25 protein-coding genes are annotated in these 24652 nt (G+C 36.5%); 14 read left to right on the forward strand and 11 right to left on the reverse strand.

The window, feature by feature from the left end:
- Positions 1-9 precede the first annotated feature (9 nt).
- Positions 10-1629 (reverse strand): CTP synthase, encoded by a 1620-nt coding sequence (locus PHV22_RS06510; protein WP_299946531.1) that lies wholly within the window; start codon positions 1627-1629, stop codon positions 10-12.
- Between the two features lie 127 nt (positions 1630-1756).
- Here PHV22_RS06510 and PHV22_RS06515 point away from each other — a divergent pair, with 127 nt between their 5' ends.
- The 4 genes from PHV22_RS06515 to PHV22_RS06530 are packed head-to-tail and all read left to right on the forward strand — an operon-like array spanning position 1757 to position 6318.
- Complete coding sequence (locus PHV22_RS06515; protein ID WP_299946534.1) at positions 1757-3382, forward strand: cation:proton antiporter; 1626 nt, start codon at positions 1757-1759, stop codon at positions 3380-3382.
- Positions 3379-4209, forward strand: coding sequence for an HAD-IIB family hydrolase (locus tag PHV22_RS06520; protein WP_299946537.1), 831 nt, complete (start codon positions 3379-3381; stop codon positions 4207-4209). The genes PHV22_RS06515 and PHV22_RS06520 overlap by 4 nt, the downstream gene beginning before the upstream one ends.
- Entirely contained in the window at positions 4199-5470 is a 1272-nt protein-coding gene (locus tag PHV22_RS06525) for a sugar MFS transporter (protein ID WP_299946540.1), read from the forward strand. The genes PHV22_RS06520 and PHV22_RS06525 overlap by 11 nt, the downstream gene beginning before the upstream one ends.
- Positions 5452-6318: a D-hexose-6-phosphate mutarotase gene (locus PHV22_RS06530; RefSeq protein ID WP_299946543.1), complete on the forward strand. Its 867-nt coding sequence runs from the start codon at positions 5452-5454 to the stop codon at positions 6316-6318. Before PHV22_RS06525 ends, PHV22_RS06530 begins: the two co-directional genes overlap by 19 nt.
- 23 nt (positions 6319-6341) lie before the next feature.
- Here the strand turns inward: PHV22_RS06530 and PHV22_RS06535 are convergent, their stop codons facing one another.
- Both PHV22_RS06535 and PHV22_RS06540 read right to left on the reverse strand, forming a co-directional pair.
- The gene (locus tag PHV22_RS06535; RefSeq protein ID WP_299946548.1) at positions 6342-6920 is read right to left on the reverse strand and encodes a hypothetical protein; all 579 of its coding nucleotides are present in this window, start codon (positions 6918-6920) and stop codon (positions 6342-6344) included.
- Positions 6917-7432: a hypothetical protein gene (locus PHV22_RS06540; protein WP_299946551.1), complete on the reverse strand. Its 516-nt coding sequence runs from the start codon at positions 7430-7432 to the stop codon at positions 6917-6919. Before PHV22_RS06540 ends, PHV22_RS06535 begins: the two co-directional genes overlap by 4 nt.
- A 122-nt stretch (positions 7433-7554) precedes the next feature.
- Here PHV22_RS06540 and selD point away from each other — a divergent pair, with 122 nt between their 5' ends.
- The 4 genes from selD (at position 7555) to PHV22_RS06560 (ending at position 11712) form a co-directional block, all read left to right on the forward strand.
- A complete protein-coding gene (gene selD / locus PHV22_RS06545; protein WP_295022951.1) occupies positions 7555-8589 on the forward strand; it encodes a selenide, water dikinase SelD in 1035 nt (344 codons plus the stop codon).
- Positions 8586-9659 (forward strand): tRNA 2-selenouridine(34) synthase MnmH, encoded by a 1074-nt coding sequence (mnmH, locus tag PHV22_RS06550; RefSeq protein WP_295022438.1) that lies wholly within the window; start codon positions 8586-8588, stop codon positions 9657-9659. The genes selD and mnmH overlap by 4 nt, the downstream gene beginning before the upstream one ends.
- 185 nt (positions 9660-9844) lie before the next feature.
- Positions 9845-11191, forward strand: coding sequence for a porin (locus tag PHV22_RS06555; RefSeq protein WP_299946554.1), 1347 nt, complete (start codon positions 9845-9847; stop codon positions 11189-11191).
- Positions 11191-11712 carry an FMN-binding protein gene (locus PHV22_RS06560; RefSeq protein ID WP_295022441.1) on the forward strand — a complete coding sequence of 174 codons (522 nt, stop codon included), beginning with the start codon at positions 11191-11193 and terminating at the stop codon, positions 11710-11712. Before PHV22_RS06555 ends, PHV22_RS06560 begins: the two co-directional genes overlap by 1 nt.
- A 68-nt stretch (positions 11713-11780) precedes the next feature.
- Here the strand turns inward: PHV22_RS06560 and PHV22_RS06565 are convergent, their stop codons facing one another.
- On the reverse strand, positions 11781-12788 hold the full coding sequence (locus PHV22_RS06565; protein ID WP_295022443.1) for a lytic murein transglycosylase: 1008 nt from the start codon (positions 12786-12788) through the stop codon (positions 11781-11783).
- Positions 12789-12929: 141 nt separating this feature from the next.
- Here PHV22_RS06565 and PHV22_RS06570 point away from each other — a divergent pair, with 141 nt between their 5' ends.
- Positions 12930-13073: a hypothetical protein gene (locus PHV22_RS06570; protein ID WP_295022445.1), complete on the forward strand. Its 144-nt coding sequence runs from the start codon at positions 12930-12932 to the stop codon at positions 13071-13073.
- Here the strand turns inward: PHV22_RS06570 and murU are convergent.
- Positions 13060-13722 (reverse strand): N-acetylmuramate alpha-1-phosphate uridylyltransferase MurU, encoded by a 663-nt coding sequence (gene murU / locus PHV22_RS06575; RefSeq protein WP_295022446.1) that lies wholly within the window; start codon positions 13720-13722, stop codon positions 13060-13062. The two genes, PHV22_RS06570 and murU, sit on opposite strands and share 14 nt — an antisense overlap.
- A 127-nt stretch (positions 13723-13849) precedes the next feature.
- Here murU and PHV22_RS06580 point away from each other — a divergent pair, with 127 nt between their 5' ends.
- The 3 genes from PHV22_RS06580 (at position 13850) to PHV22_RS06590 (ending at position 17326) form a co-directional block, all read left to right on the forward strand.
- Positions 13850-15475 (forward strand): YcaO-like family protein, encoded by a 1626-nt coding sequence (locus PHV22_RS06580; RefSeq protein ID WP_295022448.1) that lies wholly within the window; start codon positions 13850-13852, stop codon positions 15473-15475.
- Positions 15476-15545: 70 nt separating this feature from the next.
- Positions 15546-16349: a D-alanyl-D-alanine carboxypeptidase family protein gene (locus PHV22_RS06585; RefSeq protein ID WP_295022450.1), complete on the forward strand. Its 804-nt coding sequence runs from the start codon at positions 15546-15548 to the stop codon at positions 16347-16349.
- Between the two features lie 98 nt (positions 16350-16447).
- Entirely contained in the window at positions 16448-17326 is an 879-nt protein-coding gene (locus PHV22_RS06590; protein ID WP_295022452.1) for a fibrinogen-like YCDxxxxGGGW domain-containing protein, read from the forward strand.
- Between the two features lie 16 nt (positions 17327-17342).
- Here the strand turns inward: PHV22_RS06590 and PHV22_RS06595 are convergent, their stop codons facing one another.
- Positions 17343-18320, reverse strand: coding sequence for an argininosuccinate synthase domain-containing protein (locus PHV22_RS06595; RefSeq protein WP_295022454.1), 978 nt, complete (start codon positions 18318-18320; stop codon positions 17343-17345).
- A gap of 44 nt (positions 18321-18364) precedes the next feature.
- A complete protein-coding gene (locus PHV22_RS06600; protein WP_295022456.1) occupies positions 18365-19627 on the reverse strand; it encodes a DEAD/DEAH box helicase in 1263 nt (420 codons plus the stop codon).
- A 110-nt stretch (positions 19628-19737) separates the two neighbouring features.
- Between PHV22_RS06600 and PHV22_RS06605 the strand changes: the two genes are divergently transcribed.
- Positions 19738-20655, forward strand: coding sequence for a hypothetical protein (locus PHV22_RS06605; protein WP_295022457.1), 918 nt, complete (start codon positions 19738-19740; stop codon positions 20653-20655).
- On the opposite strand, the gene dnaG is transcribed toward PHV22_RS06605, so the two are convergent.
- Positions 20645-22297 (reverse strand): DNA primase, encoded by a 1653-nt coding sequence (gene dnaG, locus PHV22_RS06610; RefSeq protein ID WP_295022459.1) that lies wholly within the window; start codon positions 22295-22297, stop codon positions 20645-20647. The genes PHV22_RS06605 and dnaG overlap by 11 nt on opposite strands.
- A 100-nt stretch (positions 22298-22397) precedes the next feature.
- Positions 22398-22529, reverse strand: coding sequence for a hypothetical protein (locus tag PHV22_RS06615; RefSeq protein ID WP_295022461.1), 132 nt, complete (start codon positions 22527-22529; stop codon positions 22398-22400).
- A gap of 202 nt (positions 22530-22731) precedes the next feature.
- Between PHV22_RS06615 and rpsU the strand changes: the two genes are divergently transcribed.
- Positions 22732-22944: a 30S ribosomal protein S21 gene (gene rpsU, locus PHV22_RS06620; RefSeq protein ID WP_295022463.1), complete on the forward strand. Its 213-nt coding sequence runs from the start codon at positions 22732-22734 to the stop codon at positions 22942-22944.
- A gap of 53 nt (positions 22945-22997) precedes the next feature.
- Here rpsU and PHV22_RS06625 read toward each other — a convergent pair whose 3' ends face one another.
- Both PHV22_RS06625 and PHV22_RS06630 read right to left on the reverse strand, forming a co-directional pair.
- The gene (locus PHV22_RS06625; protein WP_295022465.1) at positions 22998-24092 is read right to left on the reverse strand and encodes a dGTP triphosphohydrolase; all 1095 of its coding nucleotides are present in this window, start codon (positions 24090-24092) and stop codon (positions 22998-23000) included.
- 7 nt (positions 24093-24099) lie between these two features.
- Positions 24100-24645, reverse strand: coding sequence for an alkylphosphonate utilization protein (locus PHV22_RS06630; protein ID WP_295022467.1), 546 nt, complete (start codon positions 24643-24645; stop codon positions 24100-24102).
- Between the last annotated feature and the right edge of the window lie 7 nt (positions 24646-24652).

The raw sequence follows: 24652 nt of genomic DNA on the forward strand, positions 1-24652 counted from the left end.
ATAGAAAAATTACTCAGCGTCTAGTGTTGCTTGAACAAATGCCAATATTGAAGGGTTTGGAGTTTGCAGTCTTGAAGTAAACTCTGGATGAAATTGAACTCCTAAAAACCAAGGATGCCCTTTTATCTCAACAGTTTCAATAAGTCCATCAGACTCACCAGTTACAATCATACCAGCACCCTCAAGAGCTTCTCTGTAAATTGGATTTGCTTCGTAACGGTGACGATGTCTTTCAAATATAGTTTTTGCCCCACCGTAAGCCTTTCTAAGCAGTGAACCATCTTTTGTATCACAAGGATATTCACCAAGTCTTAGAGTTCCACCCATTGGTGATTTATGAGTACGAAGTTGTGTGTTCCCACTTTGATCTAAAAAGTTGTCTATTAGATAAATCATAGGATATGGTGTATTTTCATCAAACTCTACAGAGTTCGCACCCTCAAATCCAAGAACATTTCTTGCATACTCAACAAGTGTTAGCTGCATTCCAAGACAGATACCGAGATATGGGATTTTATTTTCTCTTGCATATTTTATAGCCTCTATTTTACCCTCAACTCCGCGATTGCCAAATCCGCCTGCAACTAAAACACTATCACAATCCTTCAAGAGCTCCTGTGCCCCTCGTGCTTCTATAGCTTCGGAGTCTACCCAGCATATTTCAACACGAGTATCCAAATGAGCACCGGAATGTATAAGTGACTCTGTTAATGATTTGTAAGACTCTTTTAGTTGAAGATACTTTCCAACAAATCCAACTACAACTCTTTTTTTAGGCTGAACTATCTTTTTAACCAGAGCATCCCACTCTTCCATATTTGGATTCAACTCATCAAAACCAAGCTCTTTTGCTATAGGACCCAAAATATTTTGTCTTAAAAATGACATCGGTACATCATATATGCTAGCTGCGTCAAGTGCTTCTATGACGCTATTGCTTGAGACATCACAACTCATGGCAAGTTTCTTTCTAAATGTTTTTGGAAGAGGAAGTTCACTTCTAGCAATTATCATCTGAGGAGTTATACCGATGCGACGAAGCTCTTGAACAGAGTGTTGTGTTGGTTTACTCTTTAACTCGCCAGCAGCTTTTATGAAAGGAATAAGCGTTACATGAATAAAAAATGTTCCCTCAACCTCATCATCATGCTTCATTTGACGAATCGCTTCCATAAACGGAAGTCCTTCTATATCACCAACTGTTCCACCAAGCTCTACAATTAAGACTTCATGCCCTTCTCCAGCCTCTTTTATGCGTTTTACAATCTCTCCGACAATGTGCGGAATAACTTGAATAGTTTGCCCAAGATAGCCACCTGAACGCTCTCTCTCAATTACGCTTGAGTAAACTTGACCGGTTGTAAAGTTACTTGTCTTTAAAAATGATGTATCTAAAAACCTCTCATAGTTTCCAATATCAAGGTCAGTTTCGGCACCATCTTTTGTAACAAAAACTTCTCCATGCTCTAGGGGGCTCATGGTTCCCGGATCAACATTTATATATGGATCTATTTTTAACATACCAACATTTTTGCCGGAGTGTTTAAGCAAAGTACCAACACTAGCTGCCGTTATCCCTTTTCCAAGAGAACTCAAAACCCCACCAGTAACGAAGATATATTTAGTCATAAAATGGCTCCAGAATGTTAAATTAAAGTAGGAATTATAGTGGAAACCACCTTAAAATGTAGAGTATCTGCTAGGCTAAAAGAATGTTTTGCTACAATGATAAAATAATATAATCTGAAAGAATTCTATGGATTTTGTACTTTTTTATATCGTTGCTGCGCTGGGCATTTCAACTGTTTTAAATCTTATTTTAAAGCGTTTTGGTGTTTCTCAAATCATAGGCTATATTTTTACGGGTACTATTATAGTCTATGCTTTTGATTTGAAAGAGATGAATGACTCTGCCCTTTTAGAACATATTGCTGAGTTTGGTATAGTATTTTTGATGTTTACTATCGGACTTGAGATATCTTTAGCAAAAATGAATAGCATGAAAAGGGAGATATTTTTAAATGGATTTTTACAAGTCAGCCTAACCGCCTTTGTTGTTTATATAATTAGTCATTATTTTTTTAATCTCGGATCAACTCCGGCCATAATCATATCACTCGCATTCGCACTCTCATCCACTGCCGTTGTCTTGAGCTATCTAAAGAGTTCAAAAGAGATACATAATCCCTATGGACAAAAAGCAACCGGAATACTTATTTTTCAAGATATTGCTGTTATTCCGATTCTGATTCTACTTAGTTTTTTATCAAATGAGGGGCATCAATCAATAGGCATTATCTTAAGAGACACGGCAATAAGCGCGATAGTAGTTATCGGGCTTTTGTTTGTTGTCGGAAAAAGAGTGATGACTTGGCTTTTACATTTCTCGGCTTCGAGCGAAGTTGACGAGTTGTTTATGGGTTCTGTTCTTTTTATAGTCGTAAGCGCTTCGCTGCTTGCTTCATATATGGGCTTTACCTACTCTCTTGGGGCTTTTGTAGCAGGAATGATTATAGCTGAAACAAAGTATCATCATAAAGTAGAATCTGATATAGCGCCGTTTAAAGATATTCTTCTGGGTACATTTTTCATAGTTGTCGGCATGAAGATAGATGTTGTCTTTTTTATAGACAATCTCTCGGTAATTGTGGGCATTTTTGCTCTTATTTTAATTTTAAAGACAACTGTTATTTTTGCGATTCTTCGCGTCAGTTCATCAACCACTCTATCTATAAAAACAGCTCTTGCACTCTCACAAGTTGGGGAGTTTTCTTTTGTAATTTTTGCGGTTGCAAACAGTGGAGGAATACTCTCTAAGGAGTTTGAATCACTCTTTATTCTTGTTGTAATTTTGTCTATGATTATTACCCCATTTTTTATCACCAGAATCAATAATTTTGTAAACAACATAAGCAAGCGACCATACCTTGGGCTTAACACATCTGTTTTTGGTTCAAGACAAGACCATGTAATCCTGTGCGGATACAGTACAGTAGGAAAATTTGTAGCTAAAAATCTTGACGTTATAGGTGCTCCTTATGTTATCATAGACAACAATCCAAAGCATGTTCAAGAAGCGCTACGAAAAGGAAAAGAGGCATATCTTGGAGATATGTCAAAACTCTCTTTGCTAGAGGCACTAAATGCAAAAAATTCAGCAGCAGTGATTGTTACGCTTGACAATATTGACAAAAAAAGAGCAGTTTGTGAGGCAATTTTAAAACATACAAAAGATATAAATCTAGTTGTAAAGATATCTACACTAGATGACAAGAGAAATTTAAGAGATCTAAAAATCACATCAGTCGTTGATGAAAAAATTGAATTAGGGCGAATTCTTGTTGAGAGAATGCTCACATGCCAAATAGGAGCACATAGGTGAAAAATATATATATTACAGATTTAGACCACACATTTTTAAGGACAGATCTCTCACTAAGTAATTTTTCTAAAACTATTTGGAATGCCAAAGCAAAACACTCTATTATGAGTATAGCAACTGCCAGAACCTATAAGAAAACAGTCCAGTTTTTAAAAGGTCTAGAGATAAATGCACCAATGATTCTTCTTGATGGTGCCCTGATAGCCACAGTTGACAAAAAGATAATTGATACAAAATTTATAGGCAAAAATATTGCGGACACCATCATTGATGAGGGGGCTAAATTTGGGATTTATCCTTTTGTTCTTGCTCTTGCTGATAAGAATCTAAATGAAGCGTTTTTGTACTCTAACATACTCAATACAAGTCAAAAAGAGGTGCTCACTCGATATGCAAACGATGACAATCTTATGGAGTGTAAAAATATTCGCGCAATGGATAACAATTTTAAGATTGTCTACATGGGAGAAGAGACCATCTTAAGAGAATTAACTTTGCATATAGAAAAAATATTTGGCAATAATTTAAAATATATTTTGGCTCCAGAAGCCTATATTGGATGTTATTTTTTAACAATTTTACATAAAGATGCGGATAAATCACATGGGATAAGAAGTGTGAGTGAATACATGGGGTTTGACTTGGAGAAACTTACTGTTTTTGGCGATAACTTTAATGATGTTGGAATGTTTGAGCTAGCAAAATATGCGGTAGCCGTAGCAAATGCTCAAGATGGTGTAAAAAAACTTGCAAATATTGTTCTTCCACATACAAATGATGAGGATGCTGTTGCAAAATATTTAGAAGGGTTGAATGATGTCAAGTAAGTCAAATCTAGCTGCAATGAGCATTATTGGGGTTTTATTTTTTATATTTGGATTTGTCACATGGCTAAATGGTTCACTCATTCCATTTTTAAAAGATATCTGTGAACTAAATGAGTTTGAAGCACTTTTTGTAACCTTTGCTTTTTATATAGCCTACACCGTTATGGCTCTACCGATGTCATTTATCTTGCAAAGAGTAGGTTATAAAAACGGTATGGCTGTTGGCTTAACCATTATGGCTGTTGGTAGTTTGATTTTTATACCGGCTGCCATAAGTGCAAATTTCATAGTATTTTTGATTGCTCTGTTTCTTCTAGGAACAGGACTAACAATTTTACAAACAGCATCAAATCCGTTTGTGATTTATATAGGGCCGACAGAGAGTGCTGCCATGAGAATCTCTATTATGGGAGTCATAAACAAAAGTGCGGGGGTTCTTGCTCCACTTCTTTTTACGGCTTATGTGCTCTCTGGCGTTGGTAGCTTAGATAGCTTATCCTCAATAGACAAAGGAGCAGTCGCATCAAAACTTATAATTCCATATATAATTATGGCACTAGCGCTGAGTGGGCTTGCAATTTTAGTTAAATTCTCATCACTTCCAGAACTTGATTTTGAGAAAGATAAGTTGCTTGGTGAAAAAAGTATATTTGAATTTCCACGAGCAGTCCTTGGCGCTTTAGCTCTATTTTTTTATGTTGGCATAGAAGTAGTAGCAGGTGATACCATAGGACTTTATGGGCAATATCTTGGCATGGATAACTACACGGTACTGACCTCTTACACAATGTCATTTATGGTTCTTGGCTACCTTGTAGGAATATTTTGCATCCCAAAATTTATCTCTCAAGAAAAAGCACTTATATCTTCCGCTGTTTTAGGATCACTTTTTTTAGTCGGGGTTGTCACATCATCTGCAGATAGTTACATAATTTCAAAGACACTTTGGGGATGGAGTGGTATAGGGGCTATTCCAAATACTGTTGCATTTGTGGCATTTCTTGGTTTTGCAAATGCTCTAATCTGGCCAACTATCTGGCCTTTAGCACTAGAGGGTCTAGGAAAGTATACAGCTCAGGGAAGCGCACTCCTCATTATGGCAATAGCTGGTGGAGCGATTATCCCTCTACTCGTAGGTAAAATAGCCTCAGCAAGTGGCGATATGCAGTCAACATACCTAGTTGGTTTAGTCTGTTATGCGTTTATATTTTTTTATGCGACAAAGTGGCATAAAATAACAAAATGGAAGTCATTGTGGTGACTATCGAGAAATTATCCAATGGTTTTGAGTATATTTTAGTACAAAACAGCTCAGCGGTTGCAAAGATTGCCCTTCAAGGTGCACATCTTTTTCACTACTGTAAAACTAACGAGGAACCTCTCTTGTGGCTTAGTGATATTAGCTACTATGAACAAGGCAAAGCAATCAGGGGTGGCATACCTATCTGCTGGCCGTGGTTTGGTTTTCATAAAGATAAAACTCTTCCTCAACACGGCTTTGCAAGAACTAGCATTTGGAAATTTGTTAGTAGTGATGAGCCAGACGCAAAAACATCATCAGTTATATTTAGACTAACTCATAGTGATGAGACGCTGAAAATGTGGAATCATAAGTTTGATTTGGAGTTAAAAATCACAATAAACGACTCGCTAAAACTAGAACTAAAAACAACAAACTTAGATGAGGGCGAGTTCACGATAACCCAGGCGCTTCACACTTATTTTGCAGTTTCTGATATATCCGAAGTAAGCATAAACGGACTAAATAAAAAACCATATCTCGATGCTCTCACGCTAAAACAAGAGATTCAAGATGGCGATATTTTCTTTAACTCAGAAGTTGACAGAGTTTACCAAAAAGTGGATGGCGAAGTGATTTTAAGAGATAAAAACAGAGAAATTACTATTATGAACAGTTGTTCATCTTCAGTTGTAGTCTGGAATCCATGGATAGAAAAAACAAAAAGAATGAGCGCCATGAGAGAAGACGCATACAGAAATATGCTCTGTATAGAATCTTCAAATGCCTACGATGACGCGGTTGTAGTAAAGCCAAATAGTTCTCATACTTTAGAAGCCGTTATTTTATCTCTGCACAAATCTAGCTAAATCTACTTTAATAAACTGCCTTTTTATTTAAACAAAACTTTGTTGTTAAAAATAGGCACAGACTGAGTATTTATATACAAATATGCGTTTTTAGCCGAGAAAATCTGATATCCCAGTCCATCATCTAACAGACGGCACTCAGGAGCTTTATGGCTCTCTGCTCTATTATTGGTTACTTTTGTTTTTTGAGAAGTTAAATCAAGCACTATCTGACTTGAGCCACCAAATCCTCGCCCTTCTCTATCCTCTAAAAATATCTTAGGAACTTTCCCCTCAACAATTGCAATAGCTTTCTCAATATCAATTTTCTTCTCAATCTCTTGATCATTTTTAGCATCAAATATCTCTTGCGTAACCTGCATAGCTTCAATTTGCGCTGGTCCAGTTATGAGTTTTAAATTCCCTTGACTAATACCACCAAAATATCGCTCCAACTTGCACTCTTTGGGAATAAGATATATATTTTCCCCATCAATCAAGAGTGGCTGTTGATATTTACTGCTTAGCATTTGAAGAGTTTCTGGCGCGGTATTACTAGATACAAAAATCAACTCACTAGCATAAGAAGTGATACATAATAGACAAAAAATAACTATTTTCATCTGAAAATATCCTCATCACTCATCCATAAAATCCAAGAACGCTCTTTTATTTTACTAACATCCATCAAACCATCGCTGTTTAACTTATAATACTCATAAACAACTGAAATTTTTCCGCCCTTAACGGCATCAATATAGGGCTGAGGAATAACTATTTTATACGAATCAGTTCCAGGACCAATCCCATCTTTATCTGCTTTGTCAAGAGCTAAAATACCATATAGTTCTTTTTCTATGTTTGGCACTTTTACACGAACATGCTTTGCGTCTCTCTCTAACGCAACTCTATATGCGCCACAAAGCCTACTATCGTGCATCAGTAAAGTGTTATATCCAACAGAACTTTGAAATGGTGAGGTAAACTCGCCCTTAAGGATAAAACTTTTATCTACAGCCGTAATAATAATATCAGGATTATCTATTTTGCCTTTTAAAATCGGCCTGTTATAGGTGGTTAGCGAACAACCGGCAAATGCAAAAATCAAAAGGGCAGAGAGTAGTAAAAAACGCATTGGATTCCTTTTTATATGTGGGGCTCTGTTTAATAGCTAAAAGTGTAACCAAAATAGTGTACAAATTTCTTTTTTTTGGAGTATTCATTTATACTTTTAGCTATTATTAGAAAAAAAGAAGAATTATGCAAGATATAAAACTAACACAATATAGTCACGGAGCGGGCTGTGGCTGTAAAATCTCCCCAAAACTCCTAGATACCATACTTACAAGCTCAAGAGAGAAGATTCACTATCCCTCCCTTCTTGTTGGAAACGAAAGCAGAGACGATGCTGCCTGTTTTGACCTTGGAAATGGTACCTCTCTTTTGAGTACAACCGACTTTTTTATGCCAATCGTCGATGATCCTTTTACTTTTGGACGCATCGCCGCAACAAATGCGATTAGCGATATTTATGCCATGGGAGGAAAACCTTTGATGGCGATTGCTATTTTTGGTTGGCCTATAGAAAAACTCAGTGCGGAAGTTGCTCAAAGAGTCATTGATGGTGGTCGTTCTGTTTGTGAAGAGGCAGGGATTCCTCTTGCTGGCGGACATAGCATAGACTCTCCTGAACCTATTTTTGGACTTGCTGTTAGCGGTTTGGTTGAGAACAAAAATCTAAAACAAAACAACACTGCAACCGTTGGTTGTGAGCTGTTTTTGACAAAACCTCTTGGGATTGGGATTTTAACGACCGCACAAAAACAGGGTAAAATCAACGATGATGATATAAATGTTGCTATTGAAGCCATGTGTACTCTCAATAAAATAGGAGCCGATATTTCAAAGTTTAAGGGTGTAACGGCGCTGACGGATGTAACAGGATTTGGTCTTTTGGGGCATCTGAGTGAGATTTGCGATGGAAGTGGCATCTCGGCACGAGTTCGTTTTAATGATGTTCCTCTTTTGGCAAATGTTAAAAAATATCTAGCAATGGGATGCGTCCCTGGTGGAACTAGAAGAAACTTTGAGAGTTACGGTCATCACATCAGCCCAATGAGAGAAGATGTTGAAAATATTCTTTGTGATGCACAAACTTCGGGCGGACTGCTTTGTGTTGTGAAAAAAGAGAGCGTAAAAGAGTTCCTTGAATTATGCTCCAAATCAGGCTTAGAACTTAGCTCAATAGGCGAGACTATTGAGAGTTCAAAACATCTTATAGAGGTTGTATGAGCCTAGTTTTAGTGGATGATTTTTTATCTGTCGTTTTAGAAAACAGAGCTTTACTAGATGTGCGAGCGCCCATTGAGTTTGAGGGTGGCGCATTTCCTACCTCAACAAATATAGCTATTTTAGATGATGAACAGAGGCGTCTTGTTGGTACCTGCTATAAGCAAGATGGCAATGCAGCAGCCGTTAAACTTGGTCAAAAACTCGTAGATAAACAACAGAGAGTTTTGGCGTGGAAGGCTTACATAAAAGAAAATCCAGATGCGTATCTTTACTGTTTTCGAGGAGGACAAAGATCTCGCATCTCTCAAGCTTGGCTAGATGAAGCAGGCGTAGTGATTCCTAGGCTAAAAGGCGGATACAAGGCGTTTCGTAGATTTTTAGCGGAGCAATCTTTAGAGATTAGTGCTAACACAAAAACAGTAATTATCGGCGGACGAACTGGTTCTGGAAAAACTATTTTGCTTCAAAAACTAAGCAATGCCATCGACCTTGAGGCAATCGCCAAGCATAGAGGTTCATCATTTGGAAAGTTTATCTCACCTCAACCATCGCAAATTGATTTTGAAAATGCTCTTTATTATAAACTCATTAAGCACAACGCAGGGCAACATAAGCAGTTAATTATTGAGCACGAAAGCCACAATATAGGACGAGTTTATATCCCAAAACCTATTTTCGATAACTTCAACAAAGGCTCTCTCGTGATTTTGCACACACCTTTGGCAGAGCGCATAGAAATTACACATGAAGAGTATATAACTAATGCAATCAAAGAGTATGAGGCTATTTTTAAAGAGGATGGAAAACTCCTTTGGTATGAAAATATTGTTGCAGGCTTAGATAGGATACAAAAACGATTAGGAAGCGAGCGGCATCTAAATATAAAATCTATTCTAACTCAAAGTTATACAAACGACAATAACGAGGGACATAAAGAGTGGATTAAAATTTTACTCAGTGAATATTACGACCCAATGTATGATTATCAATTGGCAAAAAGTTCTCTACCTGTTTTGTTTGAGGGAAACGCGAAAGAGATAATTGACTTTTTACATAACACAACTATTTAACTAAAATTAATTAATTTAAGAATGATAGTACTAATAGTTTAGACATCTCAACTAGGACATTACTCGAAAATATTCTTAAGAAACAAACCTTAGCATGCTAAATGATACCAATTCTTAATATTAATATAATTTTAAGCTTACTTATTTATACTTCTAAAAATTAATACCTAAAATAAAGGCTTAGCATGAGTAAATCTCTCCTCCTAAGTGCTGTTGCTACTATGGTTATTGCATCCACATCAGTGAATGCCGATGAAATAAGTAGCCTAAAAGCACAACTTCAAGAACTTAACAAACGCATTGAAACACTAGAAAACAATACTAAAACAAACACTGAACAAACACAGGCTCTTGCCGATGAATTAATCAATACACAAAATGCAACTTCTTTTGGTACAGTTGATATAAGCAAAACAGAAGCTGGACTTGGTGTTGCTGCTTCAAAAGTTTATTATTCGAAAAATCCTCTTTCTATTGGTGGGTATGGTGAAATTCATTTTTCACGCTATGCCAATAATGCCACTAATGAAACCGAGACTACTCGCTTTGTTCCTTATATCGGTTACAAATTTAGTGATAATATTATTCTAAACTCCGAAATAGAATTTGAACATGGTGGACAAGAAGTATCTGTAGAACAGCTTTATCTTGATTTTTTAATCGATCCAGCATTTAGTGTCAGAATCGGTCATCAAGTTGTTCCAATGGGATTAATCAATCTCAATCATGAACCAATCCTATTTAACACAGTCAATCGTCCAGATGTTGAAACATACATCATTCCCTCAACATGGCATGAAAATGGAATAACCATTCATGGCAAAACAGATATATTAAACTATTATATTGGCGCTATTGTTGCCTTAGATATGGGATTGGCTGAACACGATGGATCTCTTGATAAAGATACATACGGTATCAACTGGATCAGAAATGGACGCAGAGGAGGATATGAAAGAAATTCGCGGACTTCCAACCTAGGGTTTGTAGCGCGCATCGACTATACTGGCATCAACGGACTCCTTGTAGGCACTAGTCTCTATACCGGAGATGCTGGTCCATCTACAAATGGCAAAGAACCGGGACGATTAACTATTGGTGAGCTCCATGCTCAGTATCAAACAGATGGTTTTAAAATCAAAGGGCTCTATACTCAGGCGCATCTAAGTCATGCGGACGCTTATCTTGGAGTCCATACTGTTGGCGATACCTCTCTTGTTTTTCCGACCCATCCAAAATTAGCAGATGGAGGATATATCAATCTAGAATACAATATTCTCTCGCATCTAACACAAACAACTACGCAGTTACCTATTTTCTTTCAATACGAAAATTATAATTTAGCCAATTCAGTGGTTGGAGAAGCCGCCTTTGGAACAACCGAAAGTTTCACATATGGTATGAACTATTTTCCTCATCCTCAAGTGGTGCTAAAAGGAGAATATACTATGCGTCACAATAAAAACGATAGTAATTCAGCTAATTATGCAAATGAAGGAATATACTCGTTTGCTTTAGGATTTATTTTCTAATGAAAACTCTTATATATTTACTCATCATTTTTAACAGTGGCTTTGCCCAGATTCTGGGTGATCCCGTTGCATTAACACAGCACGCATTTAATGCTAAATCAATCGAACAGAAAACCATTATACTTAATGAAAAACAGGTGCAGCAGCTTTCGAAGAGTTCGCAACAAACTATTGATACAAAATTATATAGGGTTTATATAGCAAAAAATGGGTCGTCAACAATTGGCTATGGGGTTCTACTTAATAAGAAAGTGCGAACAAAGACAGCTATAGCTCTCTACTTAATCGATATGAAATCTAGTATAAAATCAATTGAAATTGTAGCTTTCAATGAACCAATTGAGTACCTCCCTACAAAAACTTGGCTAGACGGATTTGCTAACAAGAATGGTACAAATGCGTTACATTTAAATCAAGATGTTCCTACAGTAAGTGGTGCTACTCTATCCGCACACGCCATCACAGATGGAAGTCGTCTTGCACTATCCATCCTTAATATTATAAAACTTCAACTGGAATAACCTCAATTTTTACAGATGTACATCTATTCAATTAACCTACTTATTCATTAATATTCTACACTATTTAACTAAAACCCTTTAGTTTCAAATGGCGAAATATCTTGTGATTTTAGCATTTTATGCGCATCATAAGCCAGACGGATTACGCCAACAGCGTAGTTTGAAGAGTTATTGTAACGCATAATTTTTTTACTACACTCCCTAACAGAGTTCAATTCTGATTTATCGCAGGCATAACAATCCATTGGTTCATTTGATCTTGGATTTTTATCGTAACAAAAAGAGGCGTTGTCGTTGTTCTCCTGAAACTCATACCATTTTGATTCAAGCTCCGCAATATTTGGCATATTGTCCCAATCTATAAGTTGTGTAAAACTCCCTTTTTTATATAGATATTTACTTGTTGAGACGATAGCATCTGACATATTTGTCAAATCACCAATCTCTTTTTTATAGCCCTCAGCATACGCGAAATTATTTGGCATAAATTGTGGAATCCCGATTGCTCCGGCGTATGAGCTAGGAAGCGTGCACTCTTCTACCCCAATGCCTCTATCAAAACAGTGCTTTATTATTGAGACCATATTTGATTTTCCCATGTTTATGAGCCATTTGTCTCTATCTGTCTCTGGCTTTGACTTTACAACCATCGTATTAAACACAGTAAAAGCGTCATGAGTAAGTTTAATCTTACCTAGTTTCGTCTCTTTCATGAGGATAGAAGCCACTATCTCACGATTTACTCCATACCTGCTCTCAGCATAATCATAAACCTCAGCATACTCTTTTAGATGAGCAACTATTTCAGGAAGATACTTCTCAACAAGCGTATTATTTGCCTTTTTTTCATTCTTCTTGTGTAGTGGAATCAATGCTGGTTGCATCGCATTTAGGCTAGCTTCATCAAACTTATCTATTTTTGATGGTGAAGTTAGAAACTCATTTACATATTCACCTGAAACACCGCTTTTTATAGCTCTTTGGCAAATTTCTAAATAATTTTTATTTTCAAATTCACAACCATAATCTGCAAAAAGCATAATACTAACAACTAATAATAAAAATATTTTAATCATATAAGTTCCACCTCTTCCCCTTAGTATAACAATTTTAGCGTCAAAATCTCATTAACCAAATAGTTGAGACTAGGCAAATCTATAAAATTTATCTATTAAATTTGTTATAATTCAAAAAAAATATAATAGATAGGATTTAACATGGTAGATAAAGCATGCGACAACAAAATATGTTTACAAAGTAAAGATTGCGCGAGATTTCAATCATTTTTAGATGGAAACAAAGATTACAAAACATTCAAGGGTACCGAAGTAAAGGGGTGTGGACAGTTTATAGAGAAGTGATGTTTGCTTCTTCTAGCCTTTGAACTGTTCCTATATCATGCCATCTTCCAGCATAAAATGAACCGCCTACTCTTTTATCTTGCATAACTAGCCGGAGCAGTGGTGCCAATGGTGCTTTTACACACTCTAAATCATTAAATAGTTTTTTTGAGTAGTATCCAATACCGCTAAATGTAAATTTCTCTTTTGCATCATTTAAAATTCTATTTTCGAGCAGAGCAAAATCCCCATTTTGGTTATGTTCTGGATTTTTTACCAAAATAAGATGCGCCAAATCTTCGCCCAAATCAAAACTATTTTTAAACTCATAATCAGACCAAATATCGCCATTTACAACCAAAAATGTCTCACTTTTTATCAGCGGAAGCGCCTTTACAATTCCGCCAGCACTCTCTAGCCCTCCACAAATCTGCTCGTCGGAGTAGATGAGGCTAACTCCCCATCTTGAGCCATCTCCTAGTGCTTCTGGGATTTTGTATCCTAGATGTGCAATGTTTATGACAATGTCACTAAAGCCCAAAAAAGCGAGTTTTTCTATATGCCAAACTATCAGGGGTTTATTATGAACTTTAAGCAGGGGCTTTGGAAGAACATCCGTTAATGGACGCATCCTCTCCCCTCGTCCAGCCGCTAAAATCATTGCAGTCATCTAAATCCCCTGTTGTTAATTCAAATATAGTACTAAATCCGCTCTTAATTTTGGTTTTAGTGAGAAATTTTAATACAATAGCAAAAATATCAAATTACTCTCAACAACCACCAAAACAAGGAAAAGTATGGATCTGCTATCAAAAAGTGCCCCACTTGAAGAGTCTATTTCAAAGATGAAGAGTGTTTTAGAAGCCGTTGGATGTGAGGTAATATTTTCTCATCAAAAGCATCCACTTCAAAACTGCTTCTCTGTAAATCTTGCCTCCGCTGAAGCTCCAAAACATATCTACTCAAACGGCAAAGGAGTTGTTGAGCAGGCTTCGGTTGCTAGTGCGCTTGGCGAATATATAGAGAGACTTCAGACAAATAATTTTTTTACGGATTTTTATCTTGGTGGAGAAAAACACTATCCAGATGAGATCGCGTTTGAGTTTGGTGGGAATTATCTCAGCAATGAACTAACTCATATTTATGATCCACTTGAGCAGTTAACTTATGAAGATTTAGTGGATTTCAACAGTGATTTTACGGATAAAATTGTCGCACTTCCATTTGTAAAACACTCAACCAAAGAGAGCATCTATTTTCCAGTAAATATCTTAAATAATCTATATGTAAGCAATGGACTAGCAACAGGAAATACACCAAAAGAGGCGCAGGTTCAGGCTTTAAGTGAGATTTTTGAGAGATACGCGAAAATAGAGATTATCAAAAACGGCTACACTCTGCCAAAGTTTCCACAAGAGATACTTGAGCAATTTGAAAAAGTTAGCAACGATATTCTAGCTCTTAGAAACCTCGGCTATATAGTGGAAGTTCTTGACGCATCTCTTGGTGGGAAGTTTCCAGTTACAGCCATTTCTCTCATTAATCAGAAAAATTCCACCATCTTTGTCTCATTCGGCTCTCATCCCATACTTGAAGTTTCACTAGAGAGAACTATGAGCGAACTTATGCAAGGTCGAAATTTAGACAATCTTGACACTTTTGAAACGCCAACATTTGACATGAGCGTAGTCTCAGACAGCTTTAACATTGAGTCTCATTTTGTTGACTCAAACGGAAAGCTTGGATTTGGATTTTTAAGTTCTAAAAAAAGTTTTGAGTACGCATCATGGGCGTATGCTGGAAGCTCCACCGAAGATGAACATAACTTTCTTTTTGATATCTTAGATAAAATAGGCAAAGAGCTGTATCTGCGAGAGTATGATTACCTTGGGTTTTACTCATGTCAAATGATAGTTCCCTCGCTTTCAGAGGTTTATCCTATTGAAGATTTGATATACAACAATAAAAACAGTGGAAAATTTCTCCGTGATTTTGTCTTAAACTACTCAAATTATGACCCAGAAGATATACTCTTTGAAATTGAACAACTAGATGATTCTTTGGATGTTGGAAAGTATATTGGTGTGATATTTGAAGAGAGTTTTAGTATGCGCGAACTAAAAGCCCAAACTCATCTCTTGCTTGGCAATAAAGAAGAAGCACTGGAACTGTTACAATTTGAAACAAATAAGCTTGGATATATTGTCGCTGAACTTCTTAGAGCAGATGAGCAAAATCTATCTCTAGAGGATTATGAAGAGGGTATGATAGAGATTTTTACAAGCAAGAAGTACCAAAAAGCCCTAAAAGCAGTAACAAACGAAGGATTACTCTTTTGCACAAAATTTCATCTGGATTATTTAAATATTTTAGAGATGTATAAAAAATTGCAAAATCGTAAAGTTGCATATAGTAAAAAATAGTGCTATTATAGAAGCAGACACCATTGGTATGCGGTTTGCTTCATACAACTACAAAAATAAAAGGTAGCTCATGAAAAAGAAAATATTACTACTCTCTCTACTTTGTTCTATTAGCCTATTTGCTGATATAAACAAGGAAGAGTGCAATAAATTTGAAGTAAAAGCACTGCTCATTAAAGATATGAACACTCATAAATTACTATACTCAAAAGAAGCCACAAAGAGAGTAGCTCCTGCTAGCCTTACTAAAATCATAACAGCTCTTTTAGCCATCGAGAAAAAAAGCCTTGGCAGAGAGGTGAAAATCACAAGAGAAATGACAAGAGTTGAGCCAACAAGAGCCGGATACAGAGTCGGTGATGTTATTTTGATGGAAGATTTGTTAAAAGCCGCAATGATAGAGTCTGATAATGACGCAGCAAAATCAATTGCTATTGCCATTGGTGGAACTGAGGCTAAGTTTGTAGAGATGATGAATAAAAAAGTTAAAAAAATAGGCATGAAAAACACACACTTTACAAACGCTTGCGGATTTGACAACAAAGAACACTACTCCACTCCACAAGATTTATTAAAAATGGCAGAGTATGCTATAAAAAATGAGAAATTTAACAGCGTTAGCTCACTAAATAGTCATAAATACGCTTCACTTGACAGCAAACATAGACCATTTCATGCAAACACTCACAACCATCTCTTAAGCAGTTATGAGTATGCGGTAGGAATCAAAACAGGCTACACTTCAAAGGCTGGACCTTGTTTGATAGCACGAGCGAAAAAAGGTAAAAAAGATTGTGTTATTGTAATGATGAATGCAAAAGAGAACCGCTGGAAAACAGCAAAAAATATATTTGAACAGGTTTTAGAGAGTTAATATTCGTTCATATTTATTGTTTTTATGGTTCTGTTACAAAGAACAAGCAACTAATAATTTGAGCTATAATATAGTGTAATTTATTTTAAGGAAATTAGATGATAAAGATTGTTACTTTGGTAATGTCGTTGTATATTTTGGTTGGTGCTTCTGATTATAGTCGCGCGAATGCTGCTTCAAAAGAGGCTCTCAAAGGGCTAGATTGTGAATATGGAGATTGCCCAAAAGTTGAGGAGAAGATAGTCGAGAAACCGGTTATTATATTTGTTGAAAAGCCTGTAGTAGTAGAAAAAGTTATAGTTAAAGAAAAGATAGTTGATAGGCCAGTATACATTGAGCAAGAAGAAAAGCCAGTATCAAAAAAGAAATTCAGTCGTGATACGGCTGTCGTAAAAAGTGGCTATAGCTCTTGTGCGGAGATCAAAGAGTCCTTTCCTGAGTCAAAAAGTGGGTACTTTGATATTATCATTGACAACACAGACAATAAAGTATATTGTGAAATGTCAATCGCTGGTGGCGGATGGACTAGAGTTTGGCAAGCAACTGATAAAAATTACAATCAACCTCAATATGATTATGATGTCTCGTACAGTTTCACTGAACAATCATCTCAAACTATGATCTCTTTTGACAATAACGGCAGACAGATAAGCCCATACTATTTCAGCACGCCAGCAGAGTGGAAAGTTCAACACCCAATGGCATATAACAGAGGCGAGAGTACAGTTGAGGCGATAGATGCTTACACGAACAAAAGCTACAGAAACAGAAAAGTGTATTATGGTTTTGAGCAATTCTCAAGCAGATGTACGGATAATTTTTATAACGGAAAGTATGGAAAAGTTTGTATAGCTTCTACTGAGGCACCATTTTATTCAGGATTTAATACATCTTACGAGGATTACTGCAGTACATCTAACAAAAACTACAGTGAAGTTTCGTGTGGAAATATGAGATTTTCAATATTTATGAGATAAGTGGAGTGCATAGCCATCACATTATTGTGTATGGCTGAACCTCACCCCTTGAAGCAAATGGCGAGCTCTTAAACTCGCTACTATCACAAGATAGCGTATAAACAACATCCTCTTTTGCTTTACAGTAAGTAAGCACTATCTTCATCGCTAACTCTTTATCTGCACTGCTTGCATTTTTACTAAGTATTGCATGTGGAGCCGGAATCCCAATAGTTTTGATATGAACATATTTTTCACTCTTTATATTTTGAAGATGAACATTCTCATCTTGATTTCGACCAACCACAAGTTTTGCACCATCAGAGAGTCTTAGATGGCGACCGAATTTCATAAGTGGAATGTCTGAGACTTCAAACTTATCATATTTTATAAAGTCGTACATTTTTTTGGCAAAATTTGCATCAGTTAAAAGACAACCACCGCCAGGGCTCTCAAAATTGTCAAGTCCTATCTCTTTTACAAGCTCAAGCTGTCTATCTCTGCTTCTTCCGACAATCTCTTCCAATTTTTCTCTATCTACCCATCCATTTAACTCCGCAATTGTTGGAGCCAATGCTTTAGCTGAGAGTGGACGAAGAAGCAGACCATCACAGTTACTCTCGTTTAGTACAAGTTGAAGAGAGTCTTTGTTTTGACTCATCGGTCTCTGCCCTAAAACTTCACCACTTATAAGAAACGATGCTCCCTCCGCCTCCATAACTCTTTTTGCAACTGAAAACATCTTTGCATGACAATCTATACAAGGGTTAAAGTTTTTACCATATCCATGCTTTGGGTCAAAGAGAACATCTTGCAAAAACTCACTCTCTATATCTATGATTTTTAGCTCTGCACCCACTTGCTTACACATATTTTGCATATGCTCTAGCCTATCTTTTGTACTTCCAAAACCAGTGTTTATGTTTACTGCTAGAACTTCTATACCCTGATCTATGATAAGTTTTATTGCCAAAGTCGAGTCTAATCCACCGCTAAAAAGTGCGATTGCTTTCATGTTTTTTCCTCTATCTAGTTTGCAAATTATATAAAAAAGTTGTTTTATCTTCGTTTAGAACTATCTTTTGATGAGCTTTGTGGTGAAGAGTTTCTAGGTCTTGAGCTTCTATTTCCACCTCTATTGCCTCCCCTATTTCCACCTTGATTTATCGGCTCTGCTTTTATGGCTGGGTCTGGCTTAAACGCTTTTAACCATACTTTTGGTATATCTTTTTTTATCAATTTTTCAATATTTGCAAGGTACTCATGTTCATCCACACAAACAAGCGAAATTGCCTCGCCTTCATTACCAGCTCGCCCAGTTCGCCCTATTCTATGAACATAATCCTCTGGAACATTTGGCAGTTCAAAATTTACAACATGAGGAAGCTGGTCTATATCTATCCCCCTTGCTGCGATGTCTGTAGCAACTAAGACTCTAACTTCCCCGGCTTTAAAGTCTGCCAATGCCTTCGTTCTAGCATTTTGACTCTTGTTTCCATGGATTGCAACAGATGTTATACCATCTTTTTCAAGCTGTGCACTTAAACGATTTGCTCCATGTTTTGTTCTTGTAAAAACAAGAACTTGCTTCCACTTTCCATCCACAATAAGATGCAATAACAACTCTTTTTTACGAGTGCAGTCAACTGGATAAACGGCTTGCTTAACACTCTCTGATGCAGTATTGCGACGAGCGACCTCTATGAGAACTGGGGAGTTTAAAAGAGTTTCCGAGAGCCTTTTAATCTCATCAGAGTATGTTGCTGAAAAGAGTAGATTTTGTCTATCTTTTGGCAGAAGTACAAGCACTTTTTTGATGTCATTTATAAAACCCATATCGAGCATTCTGTCCGCTTCATCAAGAACAAGAAATTTAACTTCCTTCAAATCAATACAATCTTGAGATATAAGATCCAAAAGTCGCCCAGGAGTAGCAATAACTATGTCCACACCTTTGCGAAGTTGCGCTATTTGTGGGTTTATCTTTACTCCACCAAAAATAACCGCTGATTTATACGGAAGATATTTTCCGTATGTATCAACACTCTCGCCAACCTGTGCAGCTAGCTCTCTTGTAGGTGTGAGAATAAGAGCTTTTACTGCGTACTTATTTCTAGTTGGCTTAACTTTTGTGAGCAACTCTAACAGTGGTAGAGTAAAACCTGCTGTTTTTCCAGTTCCTGTTTGAGCACCTGCTAAAATATCTCTTTTGCTTAATATAACTGGTATAGCTTGTTGCTGTATAGGCGTTGGTTCTGTGTAACCTTGGTCTTTAATAGCTTTTAGTAGTGGTTCCGATAGTCCTAATGTGGTAAATGACAATGTTTATCCTAATTTTTTGCCTATGGTAGCATAATTTATTAGATATAAGATACAATTCCTAGACTTCTTTTTTTGAGAGATCGACCATATCACTTCACTAGGATTTTCACATGTCAACTACTCAAATCAACATAAAACACAACAATCATCGTGTTCATCCTTGCCCAAACGAAAAAAAACTAGAACTACTTAACCTGCTTATTGCAAAAAATAGTAAAACAAAGATCACAATTGTTACAGCAAATAGTCTTGAGCTGTTAAAGGGTGCCATTTATGAAGAGAATATCACTGTTGTAGATGACAATGAACTTATAAAATCAAACGATTTAATCAGCGAACTTCTTATCAGTTATGACTTACCAGATAGAGCAATTATCTATATGGCGAGATTGGCAAAGGCAACTCAGACGGCACTTGTCTTGCTAGATTCAAGTGAGCAAAAAGAGCTGTACCCAATAGAGACGCTTCTTGGAAGAGCCATCAAACAAGAGATTATTACTGGTTTTGAGTATCAGAATATAGAGAAATTTAAAGTTATCCAAGAGAGCAAAAAGCCGAAAAAAGAGTATGCATTTAACGCTTCATCTGGTGAAAAACCAAAATATGATAAGCCAAAAAGAGATGGTTTTAAATCTGAGAAAAAACCTTACGATAGGGCAAAGAGGGATGATTCAACATCAGAAAAAAAGCCTTACGACAAAGCAAAAAAGGCTGACTTTAATTCTGAAAAGAAGCCTTATGGCAAAACAAAAAGAGATGATTTCAAATCCGATAAAAAACCTTATGACAAGGCAAAGCAAGGTACTTTTTCAGATAATAAACCAAAAAAATGGGATGATAAAAATAGACCACAAAATAAATTTTTAGGTAAAGATGAAAATGGTAAAGCTATATTTTCAGGAAAGAGTAAAGATAGAAATCATCGCTATGATGGAAGCGCCAAAGAAGCACCAGAGACCGTGCAAAAAGTTGGAAGAAAAATAAATATCAAAGCGCTAAAACCAAAAGAAGATAAATCTAGCTCTTAAAAGCTACCAGTTCACCCTGTTTTAGTCTTAAAATCTTCCCACGATACTTACGAATATGAAAAGCTTTCTCTTCAAATGAGATTGCTGAGTGACTATTTATCTTTTTTAACTCTCTTTCGTAGTACTTCACCAAAAAAGTAATTAACTCATTCTTTAGTGCCTCTTCGTCTTCTAATGCCCTTATCTGCTCATCTACCAAAATAGCCATAAGACTTGGTTCATTATATTCACCTTGAAGTGCAAGTAAAAATTCAGATGAGTGAAATTGTAAAAGTGATGGATCCAAAACATCCAAAATCCAATCAATAAACTGCGGTTTTTCTAAAACAGTTTTAATTAGTGTTAGCTCCCACATATCTCTATAACGGCTATTTTGTGTTATTGGTTTGTTTTGGTTAGTGTTTGTTTGAACGCCCACTCGAATGAACGATTGGCTAACGCCTAGCCTTGATGCGAGATATGATTTATACTCCTCTGCTAAAAGTGGCGAGAGAGTTTTAAGATAACCAACTGCTTCGTGCATAGCACCCTCTTTTGCCTTTGGATCTCTTAAATCATAAAGCGAGAGAGTCTCATCTATAACAAACTCTATAAACGGAAGAGGAGTCCTAAACATAGATGCTAGCTCCTCAACAGCGTTAGCATTTACCATATCCGCTGGGTCTTTACCACCTTTAAAAATCACAACTCCGCCACTAAACCCACTAACACTTAGAAGCCTTGATGCCTTTAGGGCTGCCGCTCGTCCCGCATTGTCACCATCATAAGCCATGATAATTTTTGGCTCTCCTTTTCTAAGAAGTGGCAGATGCTCTAGCGTTAAAGCCGTTCCTAGGGTTGCAACAGCATTAGTAAAACCTGCTTGATGAAGCATGACAACATCCAGATAACCCTCTGTTATGATTATCTCTTTTGTTTTATGGATACTCTGCTTGGCATGATGGTAGGCGTAAAGAAGGCGAGATTTGTTAAAAAATGGAGTCTCTGGAGAGTTTACATACTTTGCTTGATGCCCAGTTATGGTTCTTCCGCCAAAACCGACAATCACTCCATTTGCAGAGTGGATCGGAAAAGTTATTCGCTCTATAAATCTTGCAAAATATCTTCCATTATCATATCCAATAACACCCATTTCTATGGCTTCGTTCATATTAAAAAGACCATTTTTTATGAAATCTATTGTCGCGTTTGTATCTGGTGCATAACCTATACCAAATTTCTCCAATGCGCTCTCATAAACTCCTCGCTCTTTTAAATATGCTAGTGCTGTTTGTTTTGTTGTTAGTTGGTTTTTGTACCAATCGTTGAGCTTTTGCATAAGTTTGGAAGCTGGTTTATTTTGTTTGTTCTCGGTATAACCGAGCGAAAAGTTGTTTGTTAGTGCTAGTTTTTCAAGTGCTTCAGGGTAGTTTAGCTTTTCATACTCCATCACAAATTTTACGCTATCACCACCGGCACCACAACTAAAACAGTGGTATATTTGCTTGGATGGACTAACTACAAATGAGGGAGTTTTTTCACTATGAAATGGACAGTTTGCCTTATAATTTACTCCAGCTTTTCTAAGCTCAATATAGGAACCAACAACATCAACAATATCAAGGCGTGCTCTTAGGGCTTCTATGGAGTCTTGGGTAATCATAGTGGATTATACTAAATTGTTAGTTAAGGGGAGTTTTAGTTATAGCACAACGGGCAAAAGCCCGCTATAAAGTTTTAGAAGGAGAAAGAAAACTTTATGATTAATATAAATCTGTGCTTGGGTGGTTAGGTTTACTAATTGGACTCTGAGCATCTCTTACATCGTAGTGAACAGTATTATCAGCTTGAAGAGCACCTATTGTTAACATAGCCATTAAAATGATCTTTTTCATTTTGTTTCCTTTGGTAAGAACGCATTACGCTCTATATTTTTAAATCAGAGGAATTTTATCCGATTTAGAATAATAATTATTGATATAAGTCAATTTTACACAATTTTTTTATGTTTATTATAAAAAAGAGCATAAATTAGTCAACTTAAGCTAGTTATGATATGATTTCGGCTTATTTATAAAAGAAAGTGGGTGATTTATTATGCCTGGTATTATACTACGCAGTGATGACAATTTTGAAGCATCATACCGTCGTTTCAAAAAGCAGACTGACCGTAACCTAACAGTTACTGAAGCTCGTGCTCGTCGTTATCACGAAACTGAAACAGACAAACGCAAAAAATTCAAAATTGCTTCTCGCAAAAAAATGCTTAAGCGTCTTTATATGATGAGACGCTATGAGTCTCGCCTCTAGTAACAAATGATATAGCCTTTTGGTTATATCATCTTTTCCTTGCTTCTAATTATTTATCTACCGTACATTTCATTATGAAAACTAAATGCATATCTATCACTCATAGAAGCTATATAATCAGCTATTATCCTATGTTTTTCTCTACTACCCAACTGTTCATAGTAAAACTTCGGAAGCATCTTCTCTTCCTCTATTAGCCCTTTATATATCCCCTTAATAGACTGTTTACCAGCATACATCTTTATAACAATCTTTTTATGCTGATAAAGTTTTATATATAGTATTTTCTTCAACTTTTTTATTTTTGTCTCTAACACATCATCAAAACCTATAGGGAGTTCACTTTTGCTGTCAATGCAAGCACTAAAAATCCTGCTGTTGTCAACTTTATCACTTGAATGCTCCAAAAGAGAGTAGATTAGATGATTTATGAGATGCGAGCTAAAGCGATAACGAAACATCTCATCTTCATTTTCAGATATTTCCTCGTTTTTTACCTTCTCTAAAATCTCTTGAATCAACTCACTCTCTCGTAGATCATCAAAACTAATAAGCCCAGAATTTATGCCATCATCAATATCATGGCTCATGTAAGCAATCTCATCAGCACGGTCAACAACCATCGCCTCAATGGAGGGATGAGTCCCAAAATTAAACTGCTCATCAATGATAGGCGGTAAAAAGCTTTTTTTGTATGGATATGAGTGTTTTAAAATCCCCTCAAGCGTTGCAAATGTAAGGTTTAATCCACTAAAGTTTTTGTATCTCTTCTCGATGGATGAGACAACTCTAAAACTCTGGAAATTATGCTCAAAGCCATTTGTATGCCCATCATGTTTTAGACACTCATCAAGCGCATCTCCGCCAATATGACCAAAAGGTGTATGTCCTAGATCATGAGCCAGTGCGATAGCCTCCGCTAAAGATTCATTAAGTCCTAGATGCGAGGTAATGGAGCGTGCGATTTGAGAGACCTCTATAGAGTGAGTAAGACGAGTGCGGAAAAAATCACCCTCTTGATTTAAAAAAACCTGCGTCTTATACTCAAGTTTTCTAAAACTTCCAGAGTGAATAATCCTGTCTCTATCTCTTGCATAAGGATTTCTAAAATCTGCATCTATTTTATGAAATCTATCAGATGGATTCATATTTTGCCTATGCTTTTTTAAGAAATTCTGTTTTTAAGTAGATTTTTGTTCCATTTACGCGACCCTCTATATGACCATCAACATCTGATGGTATAGAGATATTTTTAACGATTGTGCCTCTTTTTGCAGTAAAACCAGCGCCTTTTACTTCTAGGTCTTTGATAATAACAACGCTATCGCCAGCACTAAGTAAAACACCATTGGAATCTCTTACTGTTGCGCTAGATGAACTACTGTTCACCAAGGCGTCTGCCCAGATTTTCTCGCTATCTTCAAGGTAAATCATCTCTGATAAATCTTGGCGACCTAAAATGTTTAAAAGTCTATATGAAAGAACCTTAACAGCAGGGATTTCACTCCACATACTATCGTTTAGACAATTAAAATGGTTTTCATCCATACTGTCTAAATTTTCAATTTGGCCTTTACATACACAGCAGACAAGAACGCCTTCTTCTGACGGTTCAACCTCAAAAACACTAAGTCCTTCACTAGAGCCACAAAGCTCACAAATCCCACCACTTCTTGCCATTAACTCTTTTTCTGTATTCATTTAAATC

It is taken from the genome of Sulfurimonas sp. (assembly GCF_028713515.1).
In the GTDB taxonomy this organism is placed as follows: domain Bacteria; phylum Campylobacterota; class Campylobacteria; order Campylobacterales; family Sulfurimonadaceae; genus Sulfurimonas.

Bases quoted from the DNA above. Each gene is read 5' to 3' on its own strand.
- PHV22_RS06510 (WP_299946531.1), bottom strand. From the start codon at position 1,629: ATGACTAAATATATCTTCGTTACTGGTGGGGTTTTGAGTTCTCTTGGA.
- PHV22_RS06515 (WP_299946534.1), top strand. From the start codon at position 1,757: ATGGATTTTGTACTTTTTTATATCGTTGCTGCGCTGGGCATTTCAACT.
- PHV22_RS06525 (WP_299946540.1), top strand. From the start codon at position 4,199: ATGTCAAGTAAGTCAAATCTAGCTGCAATGAGCATTATTGGGGTTTTA.
- PHV22_RS06530 (WP_299946543.1), top strand. From the start codon at position 5,452: ATGGAAGTCATTGTGGTGACTATCGAGAAATTATCCAATGGTTTTGAG.
- PHV22_RS06535 (WP_299946548.1), bottom strand. From the start codon at position 6,920: ATGAAAATAGTTATTTTTTGTCTATTATGTATCACTTCTTATGCTAGT.
- PHV22_RS06540 (WP_299946551.1), bottom strand. From the start codon at position 7,432: ATGCGTTTTTTACTACTCTCTGCCCTTTTGATTTTTGCATTTGCCGGT.
- mnmH (WP_295022438.1), top strand. From the start codon at position 8,586: ATGAGCCTAGTTTTAGTGGATGATTTTTTATCTGTCGTTTTAGAAAAC.
- PHV22_RS06555 (WP_299946554.1), top strand. From the start codon at position 9,845: ATGAGTAAATCTCTCCTCCTAAGTGCTGTTGCTACTATGGTTATTGCA.
- PHV22_RS06560 (WP_295022441.1), top strand. From the start codon at position 11,191: ATGAAAACTCTTATATATTTACTCATCATTTTTAACAGTGGCTTTGCC.
- PHV22_RS06565 (WP_295022443.1), bottom strand. From the start codon at position 12,788: ATGATTAAAATATTTTTATTATTAGTTGTTAGTATTATGCTTTTTGCA.
- PHV22_RS06570 (WP_295022445.1), top strand. From the start codon at position 12,930: ATGGTAGATAAAGCATGCGACAACAAAATATGTTTACAAAGTAAAGAT.
- murU (WP_295022446.1), bottom strand. From the start codon at position 13,722: ATGACTGCAATGATTTTAGCGGCTGGACGAGGGGAGAGGATGCGTCCA.
- PHV22_RS06580 (WP_295022448.1), top strand. From the start codon at position 13,850: ATGGATCTGCTATCAAAAAGTGCCCCACTTGAAGAGTCTATTTCAAAG.
- PHV22_RS06585 (WP_295022450.1), top strand. From the start codon at position 15,546: ATGAAAAAGAAAATATTACTACTCTCTCTACTTTGTTCTATTAGCCTA.
- PHV22_RS06590 (WP_295022452.1), top strand. From the start codon at position 16,448: ATGATAAAGATTGTTACTTTGGTAATGTCGTTGTATATTTTGGTTGGT.
- PHV22_RS06595 (WP_295022454.1), bottom strand. From the start codon at position 18,320: ATGAAAGCAATCGCACTTTTTAGCGGTGGATTAGACTCGACTTTGGCA.
- PHV22_RS06605 (WP_295022457.1), top strand. From the start codon at position 19,738: ATGTCAACTACTCAAATCAACATAAAACACAACAATCATCGTGTTCAT.
- dnaG (WP_295022459.1), bottom strand. From the start codon at position 22,297: ATGATTACCCAAGACTCCATAGAAGCCCTAAGAGCACGCCTTGATATT.
- PHV22_RS06615 (WP_295022461.1), bottom strand. From the start codon at position 22,529: ATGAAAAAGATCATTTTAATGGCTATGTTAACAATAGGTGCTCTTCAA.
- rpsU (WP_295022463.1), top strand. From the start codon at position 22,732: ATGCCTGGTATTATACTACGCAGTGATGACAATTTTGAAGCATCATAC.
- PHV22_RS06625 (WP_295022465.1), bottom strand. From the start codon at position 24,092: ATGAATCCATCTGATAGATTTCATAAAATAGATGCAGATTTTAGAAAT.
- PHV22_RS06630 (WP_295022467.1), bottom strand. From the start codon at position 24,645: ATGAATACAGAAAAAGAGTTAATGGCAAGAAGTGGTGGGATTTGTGAG.